General features: G+C 71.6%; 20 protein-coding genes. 5 read left to right on the top strand and 15 right to left on the bottom strand.

The window, feature by feature from the left end; all coding sequences use genetic code 11:
• Positions 1-38 precede the first annotated feature (38 nt).
• Positions 39-1,118 carry a DUF3616 domain-containing protein gene (locus ACIA5D_RS22615; protein WP_396032118.1) on the top strand — a complete coding sequence of 360 codons (1,080 nt, stop codon included), beginning with the start codon at positions 39-41 and terminating at the stop codon, positions 1,116-1,118.
• 475 nt (positions 1,119-1,593) lie between these two features.
• On the opposite strand, the gene ACIA5D_RS22610 is transcribed toward ACIA5D_RS22615, so the two are convergent.
• Both ACIA5D_RS22610 and ACIA5D_RS22605 read right to left on the bottom strand, forming a co-directional pair.
• Entirely contained in the window at positions 1,594-3,564 is a 1,971-nt protein-coding gene (locus ACIA5D_RS22610; protein ID WP_396032117.1) for an FtsX-like permease family protein, read from the bottom strand.
• Positions 3,561-4,355 (bottom strand): ABC transporter ATP-binding protein, encoded by a 795-nt coding sequence (locus ACIA5D_RS22605; protein ID WP_396032116.1) that lies wholly within the window; start codon positions 4,353-4,355, stop codon positions 3,561-3,563. Before ACIA5D_RS22605 ends, ACIA5D_RS22610 begins: the two co-directional genes overlap by 4 nt.
• Positions 4,356-4,482: 127 nt before the next feature.
• On the opposite strand from ACIA5D_RS22605, the gene ACIA5D_RS22600 reads away from it, so the two are divergent.
• Both ACIA5D_RS22600 and ACIA5D_RS22595 read left to right on the top strand, forming a co-directional pair.
• Entirely contained in the window at positions 4,483-4,953 is a 471-nt protein-coding gene (locus ACIA5D_RS22600) for a hypothetical protein (protein ID WP_396032115.1), read from the top strand.
• 95 nt (positions 4,954-5,048) lie between these two features.
• A complete protein-coding gene (locus ACIA5D_RS22595; protein WP_396032114.1) occupies positions 5,049-5,951 on the top strand; it encodes a multiprotein-bridging factor 1 family protein in 903 nt (300 codons plus the stop codon).
• Here the strand turns inward: ACIA5D_RS22595 and ACIA5D_RS22590 are convergent.
• The 3 genes from ACIA5D_RS22590 to ACIA5D_RS22580 are packed head-to-tail and all read right to left on the bottom strand — an operon-like array spanning position 5,914 to position 8,240.
• On the bottom strand, positions 5,914-6,552 hold the full coding sequence (locus ACIA5D_RS22590; RefSeq protein WP_396032113.1) for a peptide deformylase: 639 nt from the start codon (positions 6,550-6,552) through the stop codon (positions 5,914-5,916). The genes ACIA5D_RS22595 and ACIA5D_RS22590 overlap by 38 nt on opposite strands.
• Complete coding sequence (locus ACIA5D_RS22585; RefSeq protein WP_396032112.1) at positions 6,531-7,544, bottom strand: LLM class flavin-dependent oxidoreductase; 1,014 nt, start codon at positions 7,542-7,544, stop codon at positions 6,531-6,533. Before ACIA5D_RS22585 ends, ACIA5D_RS22590 begins: the two co-directional genes overlap by 22 nt.
• 12 nt (positions 7,545-7,556) lie before the next feature.
• Complete coding sequence (locus ACIA5D_RS22580) at positions 7,557-8,240, bottom strand: class I SAM-dependent methyltransferase (RefSeq protein ID WP_396032111.1); 684 nt, start codon at positions 8,238-8,240, stop codon at positions 7,557-7,559.
• Between the two features lie 35 nt (positions 8,241-8,275).
• Here ACIA5D_RS22580 and ACIA5D_RS22575 point away from each other — a divergent pair, with 35 nt between their 5' ends.
• On the top strand, positions 8,276-9,022 hold the full coding sequence (locus ACIA5D_RS22575) for an SDR family oxidoreductase (protein WP_396032110.1): 747 nt from the start codon (positions 8,276-8,278) through the stop codon (positions 9,020-9,022).
• A gap of 20 nt (positions 9,023-9,042) precedes the next feature.
• Entirely contained in the window at positions 9,043-9,411 is a 369-nt protein-coding gene (locus ACIA5D_RS22570) for a MerR family transcriptional regulator (protein ID WP_396032109.1), read from the top strand.
• Here ACIA5D_RS22570 and ACIA5D_RS22565 read toward each other — a convergent pair.
• The 10 genes from ACIA5D_RS22565 to hisG form a co-directional block, all read right to left on the bottom strand.
• Positions 9,387-9,605: a nuclear transport factor 2 family protein gene (locus ACIA5D_RS22565; protein ID WP_396032108.1), complete on the bottom strand. Its 219-nt coding sequence runs from the start codon at positions 9,603-9,605 to the stop codon at positions 9,387-9,389. The genes ACIA5D_RS22570 and ACIA5D_RS22565 overlap by 25 nt on opposite strands.
• 35 nt (positions 9,606-9,640) lie before the next feature.
• Positions 9,641-12,118, bottom strand: coding sequence for a phenylalanine--tRNA ligase subunit beta (gene pheT, locus ACIA5D_RS22560; protein ID WP_396032107.1), 2,478 nt, complete (start codon positions 12,116-12,118; stop codon positions 9,641-9,643).
• Between the two features lie 5 nt (positions 12,119-12,123).
• The gene (gene pheS, locus ACIA5D_RS22555) at positions 12,124-13,185 is read right to left on the bottom strand and encodes a phenylalanine--tRNA ligase subunit alpha (RefSeq protein WP_396032106.1); all 1,062 of its coding nucleotides are present in this window, start codon (positions 13,183-13,185) and stop codon (positions 12,124-12,126) included.
• Between the two features lie 171 nt (positions 13,186-13,356).
• Positions 13,357-14,295 carry an alcohol dehydrogenase catalytic domain-containing protein gene (locus ACIA5D_RS22550; protein ID WP_396032105.1) on the bottom strand — a complete coding sequence of 313 codons (939 nt, stop codon included), beginning with the start codon at positions 14,293-14,295 and terminating at the stop codon, positions 13,357-13,359.
• 47 nt (positions 14,296-14,342) lie between these two features.
• Positions 14,343-15,119 (bottom strand): TrmH family RNA methyltransferase, encoded by a 777-nt coding sequence (locus tag ACIA5D_RS22545; RefSeq protein ID WP_396032104.1) that lies wholly within the window; start codon positions 15,117-15,119, stop codon positions 14,343-14,345.
• 70 nt (positions 15,120-15,189) lie between these two features.
• Complete coding sequence (gene rplT / locus ACIA5D_RS22540; RefSeq protein ID WP_396032103.1) at positions 15,190-15,582, bottom strand: 50S ribosomal protein L20; 393 nt, start codon at positions 15,580-15,582, stop codon at positions 15,190-15,192.
• A gap of 39 nt (positions 15,583-15,621) precedes the next feature.
• Positions 15,622-15,816, bottom strand: a complete 195-nt coding sequence (rpmI, locus tag ACIA5D_RS22535) for a 50S ribosomal protein L35 (protein ID WP_396032102.1) — start codon at positions 15,814-15,816, stop codon at positions 15,622-15,624.
• A 56-nt stretch (positions 15,817-15,872) separates the two neighbouring features.
• Positions 15,873-16,499 carry a translation initiation factor IF-3 gene (infC, locus tag ACIA5D_RS22530; protein WP_396032199.1) on the bottom strand — a complete coding sequence of 209 codons (627 nt, stop codon included), beginning with the start codon at positions 16,497-16,499 and terminating at the stop codon, positions 15,873-15,875.
• Between the two features lie 325 nt (positions 16,500-16,824).
• Complete coding sequence (locus ACIA5D_RS22525) at positions 16,825-17,262, bottom strand: PH domain-containing protein (protein ID WP_396032101.1); 438 nt, start codon at positions 17,260-17,262, stop codon at positions 16,825-16,827.
• A gap of 10 nt (positions 17,263-17,272) precedes the next feature.
• A complete protein-coding gene (gene hisG / locus ACIA5D_RS22520) occupies positions 17,273-18,115 on the bottom strand; it encodes an ATP phosphoribosyltransferase (RefSeq protein WP_396032100.1) in 843 nt (280 codons plus the stop codon).
• Between the last annotated feature and the right edge of the window lie 22 nt (positions 18,116-18,137).

Below are 18,137 nucleotides of genomic sequence, written 5' to 3'. Positions count from 1 at the left end.
GGCGGATCGGCTGAGAACGCGAGCGTGACGGTGACACCATGTCGACCATGACGGTCGACTACACGGTCCGGCTGCGTTTCGGGGAGACATCCCGCGCCGCCGCCACGCACACCAACCTGTCCGCGGTCCGGCTCGACGGCCACGTGCTCTGGATCGCCGGCGACGAGACCGCGACCATCGAGCGCCTGCTCGCCGACCAGCCCGAGAAGGCCACCGAGTTCGGCGACGAGACGACTTTCCGCCTGGCCGACTTCGTCGACCTGCCCGGCGAGGACGTGAACGAGGAGGCCGACGTCGAAGGCCTCGCCCGCGGCGGCCAGTTCCTGTGGGCGGTCGGCTCGCACAGCCTCCGCCGCAAGCAGATCAAGAACCAGCACGAGGGCAAGCAGGCTCTGAAGCGCTTGGCGCGGGTCGAGGGCCAGGAGAACCGCCAGATTCTCGTACGCCTCCCGATCGCCGACATCGACGGCGTCCCCACTCCCGTCCGCGAGATCGAGATCGACGGCCAACGCCACCGCGCCGCGGCCCTGCGCCGCCGCGACAACTTGCGCTCCCTGCTGCGCGACGACGAGCACCTGGGCCCGTTCCTCCCGATCCCCGGCAAGGACAACGGCCTGGACATCGAGGGCATAGCCGTCCGCGGCGACCGCGTCTACCTGGGCCTGCGCGGCCCCGTCCTGCGGGGTTGGGCATTCGTCCTGGAGCTGCGCCCGTACGTCTCCGAGGACGACCCCGACCGCCTGCGCCTGCGCGACTTCCCCGACGGCCTCCCCTACCGCAAGCACGTCCTCGACCTGGAGGGCCTGGGCGTCCGAGACCTCTGCCCCGACGGCGACGACCTGCTGATCCTGGCCGGCCCCACCATGGACCTGGACGGACCCGTCCGCATCTACCGCTGGCACCAGGCCGCCCACTCCGAGATCCCGACGATCGTCCGCGACAACCTCATCACCAGAGAGCTGGATCTCTCGTACGGCGAGGGCGACGATCACGCCGAGGGCCTGAGCATGCTGGGCGCCGACCGAGTCCTGGTCGTCTACGACAGCCCCGCCACCCACCGCCTGACCAACGACGGCGCCGTCATCGCCGACGTCGTGCTCCTGCCCCCCAAGCCCTGACCACCGAACACCGCACAGCCGGCCCCGGGCGACACACCCGTGTTCGCGCCCGGCCGCGCACGGCCAGCCCGAGCACGACCCGTCCCGCCGACCGGACGGCCACGCTGGGCGGCCATGGCCCCGCGACCGGCCACCCGAGTGCGGCCACCTCCGCTCACCAGGTGGTCACGCCGGCGTGCCATCGCCCGAACCGCGGCCGGCCACCCCAGTGCGGCCACCTCCGCTCACCAGGTGGTCACGCCGGCGTGCCATCGCCCGAACCGCGGCCGGCCACCCGAGTGCGGCCACCTCCGCTCACCGGGCGGTCACGCCGGGAGGGCCATCGCCCGCGACCGGTCACCCCGAGTGCGGGCAGACGGGCGGCGGGGAGCGGACGGCGACCGACGGGCAGCGGGCGGCGGGCGACAGACAGCGGACTGCCAAGCTACTCGGGGGCGGCGAGCAGCTTGGCAGGCGGCGGACAGCTGGCGGCGGGCTACTCGCGGGCGGCGAGCAGGGTGATCGGGGCCCGGTGGGTGGCGGACCAGGCCGTGATCAGGCTGGTCGCGCCGGTCACCAGCAGCGCGACCGCGCACACCGCGCCGATCAGAGGCCAGGGCAGGGTCAGGGTGCCCCGGCCCGTCACGGCGGCTGTCGAGCTAACGGCGGCCAGGACGGCGCCCGCCGCGGCCACGGCGCCCAGCAGGAGGCCGGCCACCGTGACGGCGGAGGACTCGAGCAGGGCCGAGCGGATCACCTGAGCCCGGGTAAGCCCGGTGATGCGGGCCTCGGCGAACTCTCGGCGGCGGGCCGCGGCGCCGATCACCACCGAGTTGACCACGCCGATCAGGGCGTAGAGGCCGCCCAGGCCCATCACGACCAGCATGATTTTGTCGCTGGTCTCGCTGCGCGACTTCGCGTCGGTCTTCAGCCACTCGTCGAGGGCGGAGACCGCGCCGATCCGGGACAGGGCGGCCCGCGTGGCGGCCACGTCGGCCCCGGGAGTCAGCGTCACGAAGGAACGGGTGGGCGACTCCGCCAGCACGTCGGCGGGCACGAGGCCGGGCGGGAGCAGCAGGTTCGCTCCGCCGCTCATCGTGGCGGGCACGGCCGCGACCACCGGCACCTCGCCGAGGTCGGCGCCGGGCAGCTTCACGGCGACCGTGCCGTGCGTCGGCACGTCACCGCCGGGGCCGGCCGCCACCGCCCGGCCGCTCAGGGCGCCCAGCGAGCCGGCGGCAGGCGCCGAGCCGGAGCCAGACCCGGAGCTGGAACCGGAGCCGGAGCCGGAGCCGGAGCCGGAGCCGGTGGAGTGGACCTCGGCGTAGGCGGCCGGGTCGATGACCAGCGCCGAGCCCGTTTCGGTCTCGGCGTCCTCGCCGTGGCCGGTGGTCAGCGTCACCGGGACGGAGGTCTCGGTGGAGGCCGACGCCACACCGGGGACGGCCAGGACGGCCTTGCCGGCGGGGCCGGTGGTCTCGACGACCAGGTCGGCGTGGGTCTGGCGGCGTAGTTCGTCGATGCCGGACGCGGTGAACGACGCGCTGGCGGCGGACGTGCCGACCACGAGCGCCACCAGGACGATCAGCGGGGCGGCGACCGAGGCGCTGCGGCGGCGGGCGTCCCACAGGTTGGCCCGGGCCAGGGCGCCGGCCACGCCGGAGCCGGTGGGCAGGAGGCGGCCCAGCAGCGGCACGACCAGCGGGCTCAGCGCGGCGGCGGCGATGGCCGCCGGCAGTGGGACGTTCATGGCCATGGCGGGCCCGCCGGCGGGGCCGCCGTGCGGGGCGATGATGATCAGGGCGAGGGCGCCGCCGAAGAAGAGCAGGCCAGCCAGCCAGCGCGTCACGGTCATCACGCGGGCGGCCTCGCCGGTCTCGCGCAAGGCTTCCAGAGGACGGACGCGCGCCGCGCGGCGAGCCGCGACCATCGCGCCGGCCACGGCCAGGACGATGCCGGTGCCGAAGGAGACGGCCAGGATCCACCGGCGCCACTCGCCCTCGAAGCCGGGCGGGACGAAGCCCAGGCGGCGCATCAGCCAGGTCTGGGCCGACATCACGGCCAGGCCCAGGGGCACGCCGGCCGCGGCGCCGAGGCCGCCCAGCAGCACGGCCTCGCCCAGGAGCAGCCGCCGCACCTGGCCCCGGCTGCCGCCGACGAGCCGTAGCAGGGCGAGGTCGCGACGCCGCTGGGCGACCGTGAAGGCGAAGGTGGAGCTGATGATGAAGCCGGCGAGGAACGTGGCGATGCCCAGCACCAGGCCGAGCATCGAGACGACCGCGGCGGTGTTGTCGGAGAGCTCCATGCGCTCGGCCTCGCTCAGGCCGGCCGGCGGGTCGTAGGTGGCCGCCGAGATCAGCAGCAGGAGCGACGACTGCACGAGCGCGACGCCCAGGGTCACGGAGAGGAACGCGCCGGCGAAGAGCTGCCAGCGCTCGGCCAGGCCGGCCCGGCTCATGCCCATCATCGCCCGGCCTCCCCACGGCTCGGGTGGGCGACCGGCCGCGGAGCGTCGGCCTCCCAACTGGCCAGGCGGTCGGCGACCTCGCGCGGGCCGGCGCCGGCCAGGTGGTCGACGACGCGGCCGTCGCGGAGGAAGACCACCGCGTCGGCCCGGGCCGCGGCGAGGGGGTCGTGGGTGACCATCACGATGCTCTGGCCGGCATCGGCCATCTGGCGCAGCAGGTCGAGCACCGTGCGGGCGGACGAGGAGTCGAGGGCGCCGGTCGGCTCGTCGGCGAAGAGGACCTCGGGACGGGTGACCATGGCGCGGGCGATGGCGACGCGCTGCTGCTGGCCGCCGGAGAGCTCGCGCGGGCGGTGTTTGGCGCGGTCGGCCAGGCCGACGGCGGCGAGGGTCTCGCGCACCTCGGCGCCGCGCGGGCGGCGGCCGGCCAGGCGCAGCGGAAGCGCCACGTTCTGCGCGGCCGTCAGCGAGCCGATCAGGTTGAAGCTCTGGAAGACGAAGCCGATGCGGGTGCGCCGCAATGCGGTCAGCTCGCGATCGGCGATCAGAGTGAGGTCGGTGTCGCCGACCAGCACCTGGCCCCCGTCGACCCGCTCGAGGCCCGCGGCGCAGTGCAGCAACGTGGACTTGCCGGAGCCGGACGGGCCCATCACGGCCGTCCAGCCGCCGCGGGGGAATTCGACTGTCACATTGTCGACAGCTCGGACCGCGGCGGAGCCACGGCCGTAGACCCGGCTCACCCCGCGCAGCGTGACGGCCGCATCTGCCCTGGTCATGGTCGTTGTCGTCATGGCAAGAACGCTATGGCGGGCAGAGATCGAAGTCGTTACAGCGGGCACCCGTCCTGGGGGTGGTGCCAGCACTACCTAGGCCTCGCTACTCATGCACTGCCACCACCGTCATCAATAGGGTCACCCCATGGCAAAAAGGCGGAGATGGCCGTGGGTGGTCGGGCTTGTCGTCGTGGTCGCTCTGGGCGCGGGTGCGGCATTTCTCCTCGTACGGGATCCGCTCACGCTCCCCGGCGACCACGAGGTCGACGTGTACGCGGTGAACGACGACATCTCCACCGAGGTCAGCGAACCGCCGGGCCTGTTCGGCCGCGCGCTGGGCATGTGCGACGCCGACACGTACTACGCGAAGGACGGCGACCGGCACCTGTGCCTGGTGCTCAACGGCCCGCTCGGCACGGTCCGCGCGAGCCGCGCCGACGGCCAGGTCAAGGTGGCCGGCGACCAGGTCGCGAAGCTGAAAACCATGGCCGCTCAGGACACCGGCACCCCCAAGCCGACCACCACCCTGGTGCTGATGTCGGGCGGCCCCGCGGCCCTGATTCCGGTGGCCGGCCTGTCCGGCGACGCCGCGGTCAGTGTGCCCGCCCTGGGCTGAGACGTGACACTTGCCTGACTCGCCGTGCACCGCACGTCACATTGCGTCGCCTACAGTCGACGCACATACTTGGGGTCCCGCTATGAGGTGACTCCATGACGGACGATCTCTCCGGCCGGACAGCGTTTGCCGACGCCCTGGCCAGGCTCCGGACGAGCCGTGGACTGAACAAGAAAACGCTGGCGCGGATGATGGGCTTCGACCCGTCCTACGTCAGCCACGTGGAGAACGGACGGCACCGCCCGACGCTGGAATTCGCGGCCCGGGCCGACGCCGTTCTGCGTACCGGCGGCGAATTGTCGGCCGCCTTCGACGATTTCCTGGCCGAGACCCACACCGAGACCCACCCGTCGCCGCGCACGACCCGCACGGTCGTGCAGATGTCGCGGGGCCTGGTGGTGCGCCGCGAGGAGGCGGCGCTCACCCTTGGCGACGACGGCTACTACCGCATCCGCATCCTGCGCGAGGTGCACAACGCGGGCGACCAGCCGGTCACCCGCTTCCCCGTACGCATCGAGGTCGACGCCCACCCCGCCGACCCGACGCTGTCGCGCGACTTCTACCGGGACAATCCGATCACCCTCGCGGAACTCGACTTCCAGGCCACCTTCGACGGCGAGCCGGCCCGCTGGGAACTGGTGAAGGACTGCGACGCGTACAAGAAGATCTATGTTTTCTTCGAGCCTCGCGGCCTGCCGGCGCCGATCTACCCGGGGCGATCGGCCACGATCGTCTGCGCCTATCGGGTGCACGCCACGAAATGGGGCAACTGGTTCGAGAGGGAGATCCGCTGGCCCACCGAGCAACTGTCGGTCCAGCTGCGTTTCCCCGACAGCATGGGCGTACGACTGACCGGCCGCGAGGTGACTTGGAGCGGCGACCGCACCCTGCCCACCGAGCTGACCTCGGCCACCCGCGACGGCATGACGAACTACTCGTGGAGCACGTCGGTGCCGCCCCTCACGAATCAGTACCGGTTCGATTGGAAGGTCGCGTAGCAGACCGGTACTCCGCCACCGGGATCAACCGCGTCCCGGGCACCCGGACCTCGTCGAAGAGCACTTTGTTCAGATGGTCGATCTCGTGCATGACCGAACCGGCCATGCCCGGACCGAACCGCGTGACGCGCGTGACCCCGGCGAGGTTCTGGTGCTCGATCTCGACGAGCGCGGGCCGCTCGACCAGCCCGCGCCAGTCGAACATGCTCAGGCAGCCCTCGTAGCGTTCCGCGTGGCCTTCCTGCGCCAGCACCCGCGGGTTGAGCAGCTCGAGGAACTCGGCGCCGGGCTCCCGCACGAGCACCGCGGCCCGGTCGACGCCGATCTGCGGCGCCGCGATGCCGGTGATGCCCCGGCCACCCTGGTACGCGTATCGCTCGATCGCCCGCCCGATCGTCGCGTGCAGACCGTCGAGCACCGACCGGGCCACCGAGGCCTCGCGAGGCAGGTCGAAGGGCGCCGCCGCCCGCACCCGCCGACCCGCGACCTGCGAAACGGTCAACAGCGGCGGCTCGGCGGATTCCGGGCCGGACGGGCCGAGGATCGGGTCGCCCCGCTGCACGATGCCGGCTTCCCGCATCAGCTCGCCGAGGCTGACCACGGCTTCCAGCCTAGGGCCGGACCGAGCTTGGTGGCCATGTCGGTGAGGATCTGGACGTAGTCGGCGTGCTCGAAGCTGAACGGCAGCGCGAACGCCACCTCGTCGATCTCCCGGAAGGCGGCGTGCGCCTCGAGCCGCTCGGCGATCTGGGACGAGGACCCGACGTAGTCGATGGAGAACAGCATCCGCGCCGGGCCCTGGGGCTCCGCCGTCCGCGGGGTGCGCTTCTCGGCGTACGCGTGATATTTGGCTTTTTGCTCCTCGGTCGCGGCATCGGTGGGGATCACCACCAGGCCCTGGGAGACACGGGCCTTCTCGCCGTCGGGGTGGAGGGCGCGGAAGGCGCGGATGTGCGAGAGCTGGATCTCGGCGAAGTCCTCCGCCTCCTCGGCCTTCACGACGCTGCTGGTCAGGAAATTCATGCCGTTCTCGCCGGCCCATTGCGCCGAGCGGAGGCTGGCGCCGCCGTACCACATGCGGCTGCCCAGGCCCGGCGAGTGCGGCTCGACCCGGGACGAGAAGACCTCGAAGCCTTCCACGCCGCTGAAATCGGTCGCCTGCTCACCGCGTACGCAATCGAGCAGTCGCCGGACGCGGCGGTAGGTGAAATCTTCGGCCTGCGCCGTGTCGGGGTAGAGCGCGCCCTTGACCTGGTCGTAGTGCATGGGCGGGCCGATGCTCACGCCGGGGTTGAGGCGGCCGCCGGAGAGGAGATCGACGGTGGCGAGGTCTTCGGCGAGGCGCAGCGGATTTTCCCAGCCCAGCGGGATCACCGCGGTGCCCAGCTCGATGCGGGAGGTGCGCTGGGAGGCGGCGGCGAGCACGGCGACCGGCGACGAGATGCCGTACTGGAGATGCCGGTGCCGCACCCAGGCGCTGTCGAACCCCAGGTCTTCGCCCAGCTTGATGACCTCGAGGGTCGACTCGTGGCCGGGGCGCGGGTCGTTGCCGTCGAACAGGCCGATGGTGAGGAAGCCGAGCTTGCGCAACATCGGTGCGGCCCTTCAGGCGATGGGGGACGCGGCGACCCACGTCCCGTCGGAGGTCAGGTAACGCTCGACGAACAGGCCCGCGTCGCGCAGCGCCGTCTCGAACTGCTCGACGGTCAGCGGGCGGGAGCGGAACGTCTGGGTCCAGTGGGCGTCGGGGAAGTCGTACTCGACGTGGACCTCGCGGACGCCGTCGCCGACGTCGTTCGAGGCGGTGACGCGGCTGAAGCCATCGGCGATCGGGTTCTGCCGGGGGACCTTCGTGTGCCATCCGGCGCCCTCACGCTGGATGATCACCGTACCGTCGTACTCGACGTGGCGGCGACAAACGGAAAGCATGCGCTGCCGGACCGAGGGGTCGGGGGCGTGCACGAGGAACGAGCTGAGCCAGACGATGTCGAAGGTTTTCCCCAACGCCAGGTCCTCGATCGAGCTCCGGACGGTCTCGGCGCCCTGGACGGCGGCCAGCATCTCGGCGCTCTCGTCGACGGCCGTCACCTCGTACCCGAGTCGGGAGAGCGGGCCGGTCACGCGGCCGGCGCCGCACCCCAGCTCGAGGAGGGTGGCCGGCGGCGGTGACGCCGCCGCGATGATCTGCGGCTCGTCCCGCACGGGAAGCCGCCGGTAGAGGTCGACGGCACAGCCGTCGGGGGTGAACTCGCCGGGGCCCGTGCCTTCGTAACCGGTTCGCTGCTGCACAAGATCTAGCCTGGCACGGATAGTAGGTTTCGTGGGTGACGATCTTCGGTAGCGCTCTGGTGACGGGCGCCTCACGTGGGCTCGGCCCGCACCTCGCCCGGCGGCTCGCCCAGGACGGCTGGCCGGTGGCGGTCAACTATCGCTCGGACCCCGCCGGCGCCGCCCGCGTCGTCGCGGAGATCGTCGAAGCGGGCGGGCGGGCGCAGGCGTTCCGGGCCGACGCGACCGACGAGGAAGCGGTTCTCACCATGGCGAAAGACGCCGCGGAGGCGTTGGGAACGATCCAGGTCGTGGTGGCGAACGCCACCGGGCCGCAGCCGTTCATCCCCGCCGACGAGGTCACCTGGCAGCAGCACCTCGACCAGTTGGTGTTCTTCGTGAAGAGCCCGACCCTGCTGATGCAGGCGACGCTGCCCGGCATGAAGCGGCTGGGCGCCGGGCGTTTCATCCATATCGGATCGGACATGTTCGAGCGGGCGCTGCCGGGCGCGTCGGCGTACAACGCGGCCAAGGGCGCGCAGATCGGGCTGGCCCGCACGTGGGCGCGGGAGCTGGGGCCGTTCGGGGTGACGACCAACGTCGTGGCGCCGGGGTGGATCCCGGTCGAGCGCCATGGGGAGATCACCGAGGACAACAGCGGCGACTACCGCGCGGAGATTCCGTTGCGCCGCATGGGTACGCCGGCGGAGGTGGCCGATGTTGTGGCGTTCGTGGCTTCCGACGCGTCCCGGTTCGTCAACGGCGAGCGGATCACCGTGAACGGCGGGCACACCATCGACTGAGGGCGTCGTAACCTGACGGGATGCCCACCACCACCTACACCCCGGGACAGGTCGTCGAGAAGACCGGCTTCAGCCTCGACACGCTGCGCTACTACGAGAAGATCGGCCTGCTGGAAAGCGTCGGGCGCACCTCGGGCGGCCGCCGGCAGTACCGCGACGACGATGTCGGCTGGCTCGAGATGTTGCGGTGCCTGCGCGACACCGGCATGCCGATCGCGCGGATGCTGGAGTTCGCCGAGCTCACCCGCGACGAGGGCACGATCACCGACCGGATCGCGCTGCTCGAGGAGCACGACCGGGACGTCGAGGAGCGGATCGAGATCTTGCTGCGGCAGCGCGAGCACATTCGCGGGAAGATCGCCTATTACCGCAGCGAGCTCCAGCGGTAGATCTGGCCGTCGCGCAGCTCGTAGCCCGCCGGCACTTCCGGCGGCGATGACGCGAGCAGCGCGAAGACGTTGTTGCGTCCCCGAATCGTCCGGCCGCCGGAAGTCCAGTGGATGTAGGGATGGAGGAGCTGGACGAGCTCCGCCCGGTCGTCCCGGGCGGCGGCGTCCAGCACCGCCTCGATGATGTCGTCCATAGCCGCGACGCTAGACCGCGGGTACGACAAGAACCTCACGCGCCGCGCAGCGTCGCCCCGTACCGGGTGGCGACCGCCGCCACCGCCGCGTCCCGGGCCGCGAGCGCCTCCTCCGAGGTCAGCGTCCGGTCGGGAGCACGGAAGGTCAACTTGTAGGCGAGCGACCGCTTCCCCTCGCCCAGCTGGTCCGACTCGTACACGTCGAAGAGCGCGACCGACTCGAGCAGCTCGCCCGCGCCGGCGGCCAGCGCCGCCTCGACGTCTTCGGCCGGGACCGTGCGGTCGAGGACCAGCGCCACGTCGATCAGCGCCGGCGGGAACGACGAGATCCGCACCCCCTGCACGACCGGCGCCGCCGGGATCGCGCTGAGGTCGAGCTCCATCGCCACGGTCCGCTTCGGCAGTTCGAGGGCCGACACGACGGCCGGGTGCAGCTCGCCCGCGTGGCCGACCGCCTGGCCGTCCACCGCGATCGCCGCGCACCGCCCCGGGTGCCACGGCGCCAGCTCGGCCGCCGACACGGTCACCCGCGCATCGGCCATGCCCGCCGCCGACAGCGCGATCCGCGCTGCCTCGACCGCGTCGGCCCACATCGCCGCCCGGCCGCCGCCCCACCAGCCGGAGGGCTCGACCTCGCCGGTCAGCACGGCCGCGAGGTGCCACGGCTGGTGCGGCACGAACGCGTTGGCCGCCGCCCAGTCCTCGTCGCTCGGACGCCGGTCGACGCCCATCGCCGGCGGGGCCGTCGTCGAGCTGCCCGGCAGGAAGACCGTGCCGATCTCGTAGAGGGCCAGGTCGCGTTGCCCACGGCCGAGGTTGCGCTTGAGCGTGCCGAGCAAGGGCGCGAGCAGCGACGTACGCAGCAGCGGCTCCTCCTCGGACAGCGGATTGGTCAGCCGCACCGCGCTGCGCCGCGGGTCGTCCGCGGGATAGCCGAGCGAGTCGGCGAGCCCCGGCGCCACGAACGGGTAGGACAGCACCTCGACGTACCCGTTCTCGGCCATGGCCCGGCCCACCGTGCGCCGCCGGCGCTGCGCCGGGGTGACGCCGCTGCCGCCACGCGCGGGCGGCAGCAGGCTGGGGATGTCGTTGTAGCCGCCGAGGCGGGCGACCTCCTCCACCAGGTCGATCGGCGCCACCAGGTCCGGGCGCCAGGTCGGCGGGACCACCTCGAGCGGGCTCACCCCGGTGACCGTGCAACCGACCCGCTCGAGCAGGTCGACGACCCGGTCTGCGGGGTAGGAGACGCCGATCCGCTGCGCCGGGAGCGCCGGGTCGAGCAGGATCACATCGGGCTTGCGTACGTGGTCGAGGTCGAGCACCCGCTCGTCGACCGTCCCGCCGGCGTGCGCCGTGAGGATCTGTACCGCCCGTTCCAGCGCGACCAGCGTCAAACGAGGGTCGACGCCCCGCTCCCAGCGCTTGGCGGCCTCGCTGAACAGCTTGTGCCGGCGGGCCGTGCGGCCGACCATGACCGGGTCCCAGTGGGCGGCCTCGAGCAGCACGTCGACCGTCTCGGGCTGCCACTCGCTGGTCTCGCCGCCCATGACCGCGGCCAGCGAGATCGGGCCGGTGTCGTCGCAGATCACCATGTCCTCGGCGTCGAGCACGCGGGCCACGCCGTCCAGGGTGGTCAGCTTCTCGCCCGGCCGGGCGCGGCGCACCACGAGCGGGCCGTTGAGCCGGCCGAGGTCGAAGACGTGCATCGGCTGGCCGAGCTCGAGCATCAGGTAGTTGGTGATGTCGACCGGCAGCGAGATCGTGCGGATGCCGGCCGCGACGAGGCGGCGCTGCATCCACTCGGGCGAGGCCGCGTGGGGGTCGATGCCGCGCACCACCCGGGCCGAGAACCGGTCACAGCCCACCGTGTCCTCGACGGTCACGCCGTGCGGCGCGTCGGTGGTGCCGCCCGGCGCCGCGATGGCGGCCGGGTCGGTGAAGGCGGCGTCGAACGCGTACGAGAGCTCGCGGGCCAGGCCGCGCAGGCTCATCTCGTACCCCCGGTCGGGGGTGATCTCGACCTCGACCACCACGTCGTCCAGGCCCACGGCGGGGCGGGCGTCGTCGCCGGGAGTCGCCGAGCCGGCCGGGAGCACGATGATGCCCGAATGGTCGGCGCCGAGCCCCAGCTCGGCGGCCGAGCAGATCATGCCGTTCGAGTTGTGGCCGTAGGTCTTCCGCGCGCCGATCTTGAAGCCGCCCGGCAGCTCGCCGCCGGGCAGGATGACCGCGACGAGATCGCCCTCGGCGAAGTTGCGGGCGCCGCAGACGATCTCCTGCGGGGTGTCCTTGCCGACGTCGACCGTGGTGAAGCGGATCGGCTTCTTGAAGCCGGTGAGCTCCTCGATGGTCAGCACCCGGCCGACCACCAGGTCGCCCTTGACCGTGGCGGCCTGGTCGACGATCGACTCGACCTCCATGCCCAGGTTGGTGAGCGCGGCGTCCAACTCGTCGGCGGTGAGCCCCGCGGGCAGCTCGACATAGTCGCGCAGCCACGAAAGTGACGTCTTCATCGGGCTCAGACCTCCATGCCGAAGCGCTCGGTGAACCGGACATCGCCCTCGACGAGATCGCGCATGTCGCCCACGCCGTTGCGGAACATCAGGGTGCGGTCGACGCCCATGCCGAAGGCGAAGCCGGAGTACCGGTCGGGGTCGATGCCGCAGGCCACCAGGACCCGGGGGTTGACCATGCCGCAGCCGCCCCACTCGACCCAGCGCGGCCCGTCGCGGTGCTGCGCGAACCAGACGTCGAACTCGGCGCTGGGCTCGGTGAACGGGAAGTAGTGCGGCCGCCAGCGGGTGCGCGCGTCGGGGCCGAACATCGCCTTGGCGAAGTGGTCGAGCGTGCCGCGCAGGTGGGCCATCGTGATGCCCTCGTCGACGACCAGGCCCTCGATCTGGTGGAAGACGGGGCTGTGCGTGGCGTCGAGCTCGTCGGAGCGGTAGACCCGGCCCGGGCAGACCACGTAGATCGGCGGCTGCTTGGTGAGCATCGAGCGGACCTGGCCGGGCGAGGTGTGCGTGCGCATCACGAGGCCGGGCAGGTCGACGTAGAAGGTGTCCATCGAGCCGCGTACGGGGTTGTCCGGCCCGATGTTGAGCGCGTCGAAGTTCGCCCACTCCAGCTCGAGCTCGGGCCCCTCGACCACGTCGTAGCCCATGCCGGCGAACAGGTCACCCATGTGCTCCATGAGCGAGGTGATCGGGTGCCGGGCGCCGCGCGGGCGCCGGTTCCACGGCAGGGTGACGTCGACACGCTCCTCGACCAGCACCCGTTGCGCCCGCTCGATCTCGAGCTCGGCGAACCGGGAGTCGAAGGCCGCCTGCACGGCTTGCCGGGCCTCGTTGACCCGCTTGCCGGCGTCGGACTTCGCGGCCGGCGGCAGGGAGCCGATCTCCCGGCGGGCGAGCGAGATCGGGGAGCGGTCGCCCAGGTGGGCCGGCTTCAGCGCGCCGAGCGCGTCCAGGTCGGTCGCGGCGGCGAAAGCGCCCTTCGCCTCGGCGACGGCGGCTTCGAGCGACGAAGGATCGAGCAGGGCGGCCTGCTTCGGATCGTACGGATCATTGCGGTAGGACATGGTCTCCCTCACACCGGAAATGCCATCGGGCAGTCTACGGAGAGGCGGCTGGGCCGCAGCCCGCCGGTCAGGGAGTCAACGCGCAGAAGTCAGATCCGGCGCCCGCGACCAGCGGGCCGGCTAAACAGAGCCATCACGCTCTGGGTCATCGGATCCGACACGCCACCCATCCTACCCGTTCACCGCGACGACAATGCCCCCGGCTCGCGCGATCGGGTCGTCCATCGCCATCAGCGCGGTTCCCGCCTCGGCCAGCGGAATCGTCGATCCGACCAGGCGCCGCAGGTTCAGCTTGCCGGACACCACGAGGTCGAGCATGGCCGGATAGTCCGCGGCCGCCATCCCGTGCGACCCGACTATCGAAAGCTCGTGAGCGACGACGAGATCCCAGGGCAGCGGCGCGCGGGCGTTGTCGCCGAGCATCAGCCCGACCTGCACGTGCCGGCCACCGCGGCGCAGGCTGCGCACCGAGGCCATCGCGGTCGCGGCCGAGCCGTAGGCGTCGATCGCCACGTCCGCCTCGCCGACGATCTCGGCCTTCGCCACCGCGCCGAGATCGACGGCTGCCGCCCGGGCGGCCGGTGACGGGTCCACGACGAGCACGCGCGCGCCCAGTGCCACCGCGATCATCACCGCGGAGAGGCCGACTCCGCCGCAGCCGTACACCGCCACCGTCGCGTTCGGCCGCAGCGGCCCGCGCAGCGCCCGGAACGCGGTGGCGAACCGGCAGCCCAGCGCGGCTGCCGCGACGAAGTCGATCTCGTCCGGCAGGCGCACCAGGTTGGTGGCGGCGGCCCGCACGACCACCCGCTCGGCGAACGAGCCGTGGTGGGTGAAGCCGGGCTGGGTCTGGCTCGGGCAGATCTGCGCGTTGCCCGACCGGCAGTAGTCGCACTCGCCGCACCCGTTGACGAACGGCGCGGTGACCCGGTCGCCGGCCGAGAATCCCGCCGCGTCGGATTCCACGACGACGCCGGCGAACTCGTGGCCCGGCACGTGCGGCAGCGCCACCGGGTCGTGGCCGCGCCACGCATGCCAGTCCGACCGGCACACCCCGGTCGCGCGCACTTCGATGACGGCCCCACCCGGCGGACAAACCGGGTTTTTCACTTCTTGAAGTGAAATAGCGCCGCCGACCTCTTCGAAGACGAGGGCCTTCATCGGTGCGCCCGCGCCGACGCGTAGAGGCAGACGGCGGCCGCCGCCGCCAGGTTGAGGCTCTCGGCGCCGCCGTAGATCGGCACCCGCACCCGCCGGTCGGCCGCCTCCAGCAATTCGCGGGGAAGCCCATGGGCCTCCGAACCGAAGATCCACGCGGTCGGGGCGGCCAGCGCGCCGTCGTCCAGCAGCGAGTCGAGGTCGTCCGCGCCGTTTCCGCTGGTGGCCAGCGTCAGCAGACCCGCCTCGCGAAGATCACCCAGGAAGGAGAGCCCGATCCGCACCACGTCGACATGGAAGAGCGATCCCGCCGAGGCCCGCACGCATTTCCCGTTGTAAGGGTCCACCGCGTCGCCCGCGAAGATCACCGCGCCCGCCCCGGCCGCATCGGCGGTCCGCAACACCGTGCCGGCGTTCCCCGGATCCCTGATCTCGGCAACTACCGCCACCAGGCGTGGCCGCTTGGCCAGCGCGTCGCCGAGAGTGATGTCCATCTGCTCACAGACCGCGACCAGGCCCTGCGGCTGCACCGTCTCGGTGAGCGCGGTCATGGCCTCCTCGTCGACGGTCGAGACCACCGGCGCGAGCAGCGCGAGATCGCCGTGCCGGGTCAATGCCTCGCCGGTGCCGAACAGCTCCAGCACCACTCCCGCGGCCAGGGCCTCCCGCACGGCCTGCGGCCCTTCGGCGAGAAAGCGGCCCGTCTGATCGCGATCCCTGCGCCGCTGCAGGCGCCGGGCCGCGACAACTCTCGGCGTACGCGTCGTGAAAGTCATCGCCCCTCGAGTGACAAAGCGAGACGCCCCCCGATCAAATCGGGAGGCGTCTACCGGGTGTCGCAGAAAATCAGGCAGCTTGCGCGGCCGCGCCGCCGGTGCCCTCGGCCGCGACGGCAGCCCGCGCGACCTCGACGATCGCCGCGAACGCCGCGGGGTCGTTGACGGCCAACTCGGCCAGGATCTTGCGGTCCACCTCGACCTCGGCCAGCTTGAGGCCCTGGATGAGGCGGTTGTAGGTCAGGCCGTTGGCCCGGGCCCCCGCGTTGATGCGCGTGATCCACAGCTGGCGGAAGTCGCCCTTGCGGTCACGCCGGTCGCGGTACGCGTACTGCATCGAGTGCAGCATCTGCTCCTTGGCCTTGCGGTACAGCCGCGAGCGCTGCCCGCGGTAGCCGCTCGCGGTCTCGAGCAGGGTGCGACGCTTCTTCTGGGCGTTGACAGAACGCTTGACGCGTGCCATTTCGGTACTCCTAACAGGGGAACGTGTGTGGCGCGCGCGTCAGCGGCCCAGCAGCTTCTTGACTCGCTTGGTGTCGGCCTTGGACACCGTGACCGTACCGGTCATCCGGCGCGTGACCTTGGAGGACTTACCCTCCAGCAGGTGGCGCTTGCCGGCCTGCTCGGTGAGCAGCTTGCCCTTGCCGGTGACCTTCACCCGCTTGCCGGTCCCGGTGTGGGGCTTGAACTTCGGCACTTGAAGCCTCTTTCTGATCTTTCAGCGCGGCCCGCGGGCCGCGCTGAAAAGCTTGATTATTCTGCGGTCGTGTCGGCTACAGCGACCGGCTCGACGCCGGCACCATCGCCCTCACGCGGCTCCCGCGCGGGCTTGGCCGCGCTCGCGGTGGCGGCGTTGGCCGCGGCCTTGGTCGCCCGGTGCGGAGCCAAAACCATGATCATGTTTCGGCCGTCCTGCTTCGGGCTGGACTCCACGAAGCCCAGTTCCGAGATCTCCTCGCTGAGCCGGCGCAGAAGCCGGAACCCCAGCTCGGGGCGGCTCTGCTCACGACCGCGGAACATGATCGTCACCTTGACCTTGTCGCCCGCCTTGAGGAACCGCACCACGTGACCCTTCTTGGTCTCGTAGTCGTGCGGGTCGATCTTCGGGCGGAGCTTCATCTCTTTGATGACGGTCTGCTGCTGGTTGCGCCGCGCTTCGCGGGCCTTCAGTGCGCTCTCGTACTTGAACTTGCCGAAGTCCATGAGCTTGCACACCGGCGGCCGGGCCATCGGAGCAACCTCGACCAGGTCCAGGTCTACATCCGCGGCCAGTTGCAGGGCACGCTCGAGCGGCACGATGCCGACCTGCTCACCCTCGGGACCGACCAGACGGACCTCACGAGCCCGGATCTGTTCGTTAACGCGTGGTTCGACGCTGATGGGGCCTCCTCAGAACGGTTTGATCACGCCTCGGCGGTTCCCCAACCGCTGAAGCGCTGCCAATGTCGGTCGGCCTCAAGCGCCGTCTGGTACACGGCGCCGAGAAAGCAGAAGGCCCTGTCTGCGCTGGACTCAGCGCATACCAGGGCCCGCTCGACCGGTCATCGGCGTCCATGAGGACGCTCCCCGGGCACCGGATATTCCCGGAGCCGGGTGACCGGACCCGGCGCCCCGAAGGCGGCGGGTGGGAACCAGCGGGCTCCTCTTTCGCGCCCACCGTGCCGTCAAGACGGACGATAGGCGTGGTCGACTGCCGTGAAGTCTATCAGGCGTTGACGGAGGCCGAGTGCAGGGCCCGCAATGCGCGCACTCCCTCGACCGCGTAGTCCTTGTCGGCCGCCTGCAGCGCGTGGATCGACACCTGCTCGTCGTCGTGCAGCTCGAGCTGCGCCCACGGCGAGTTCCGGTCGAAGCGCACCGCCCGCACCACCGACCAGGGCAGGTCGTACCCGCCCACGACGTTACGGATCTTGATGTGGTCGGCGTCGGCGGTCACCCGCGGCCGGCAGAACGCGAGGATGCCCAGGCCGATCAGGATGCCCAGGCCGATCATCGCGGTCTGGTCGCCGCGCTCGAACTGGCCCGAGTTGTCGAAGCCCGCGGACCCGTGCAGGCCGAAGCTGATCGCGGTGAACAGCACCACGACCCCGCCCGCGGCCGGGCCGGCAATCCAGCGAATCTTGCGCGGCCGGTAGGTCTCCACGGATATCACCCTACAACCGGCAGTTCGCTATGTCGGTGACCAGGATGGCCCGGGCGCCCAGCTCGTACAGCTCGTCCATGATCCGGTGCACCTCGGCCCGCTTGACCATGGCCTGGACGGCCACCCAGCCCTCGCGGTGCAGCGGCGACACCGTCGGCGATTCGATGCCCGGCGTGAGGGCTGTCGCATTTTCCAGAAGATCCGCGCGTACGTCGTAAGCCAGCATCACGTAGCTGCGGGCCACGAGAACGCCCTGAAGCCGGCGGATCAGCTGGGCCGTGCCGGCCGCGGTGTGGCCCGGGCGGCCGATCAGGATCGCCGACGAGCGCAGCAGCGGCTCGCCGAGCGTCACCAGGCCGGCCTGGCGCAGCGTCGCGCCGGTCTCCACCACGTCGGCGATGAGGTCGGCGACGCCGAGGCGGACCGCGTTCTCCACCGCGCCGTCGAGCCGCACGACGTCGGCCTTGAGGTCCTTGTCGGCGAGGTACCGCTCGACCACCCCGGGGTAGGCCGTGGCGATGCGCCGCCCGCCGATCTGGTCGGCCGACGCGATCGTGCCGGCCGGCGCCGCCCAGCGGAACGTGGCCCCGCCGAACGCGAGGTCGACCAGTTCCTCGGCGGCGACGCCGGAGTCGACGAGCAGGTCGCGGCCGGTGATGCCGAGGTCGAGGTCGCCGCTGCCCACGTAGGTCGCGATGTCACGCGGCCGCAGGTAGAAGAACTCGACGTTGTTCGGCTCGTCCCGGCAGATGAGGTCCTTGGGGTCGGTGCGCTGGCGGTACCCGGCGTCGCGCAGCATCTGCGAGGCCGGCTGGGAGAGGGTGCCTTTGTTCGGGATGGCGATGCGCAGCATGTCGGACGTGCTCCTTCGTCTG

This window comes from Actinoplanes sp. NPDC051513, assembly GCF_044454685.1.
Classification (GTDB): Bacteria; Actinomycetota; Actinomycetes; order Mycobacteriales; family Micromonosporaceae; genus Actinoplanes.
Note: the sequence above shows the minus strand (reverse complement) of the source record. Positions and strands in the feature narration are given on the sequence as shown.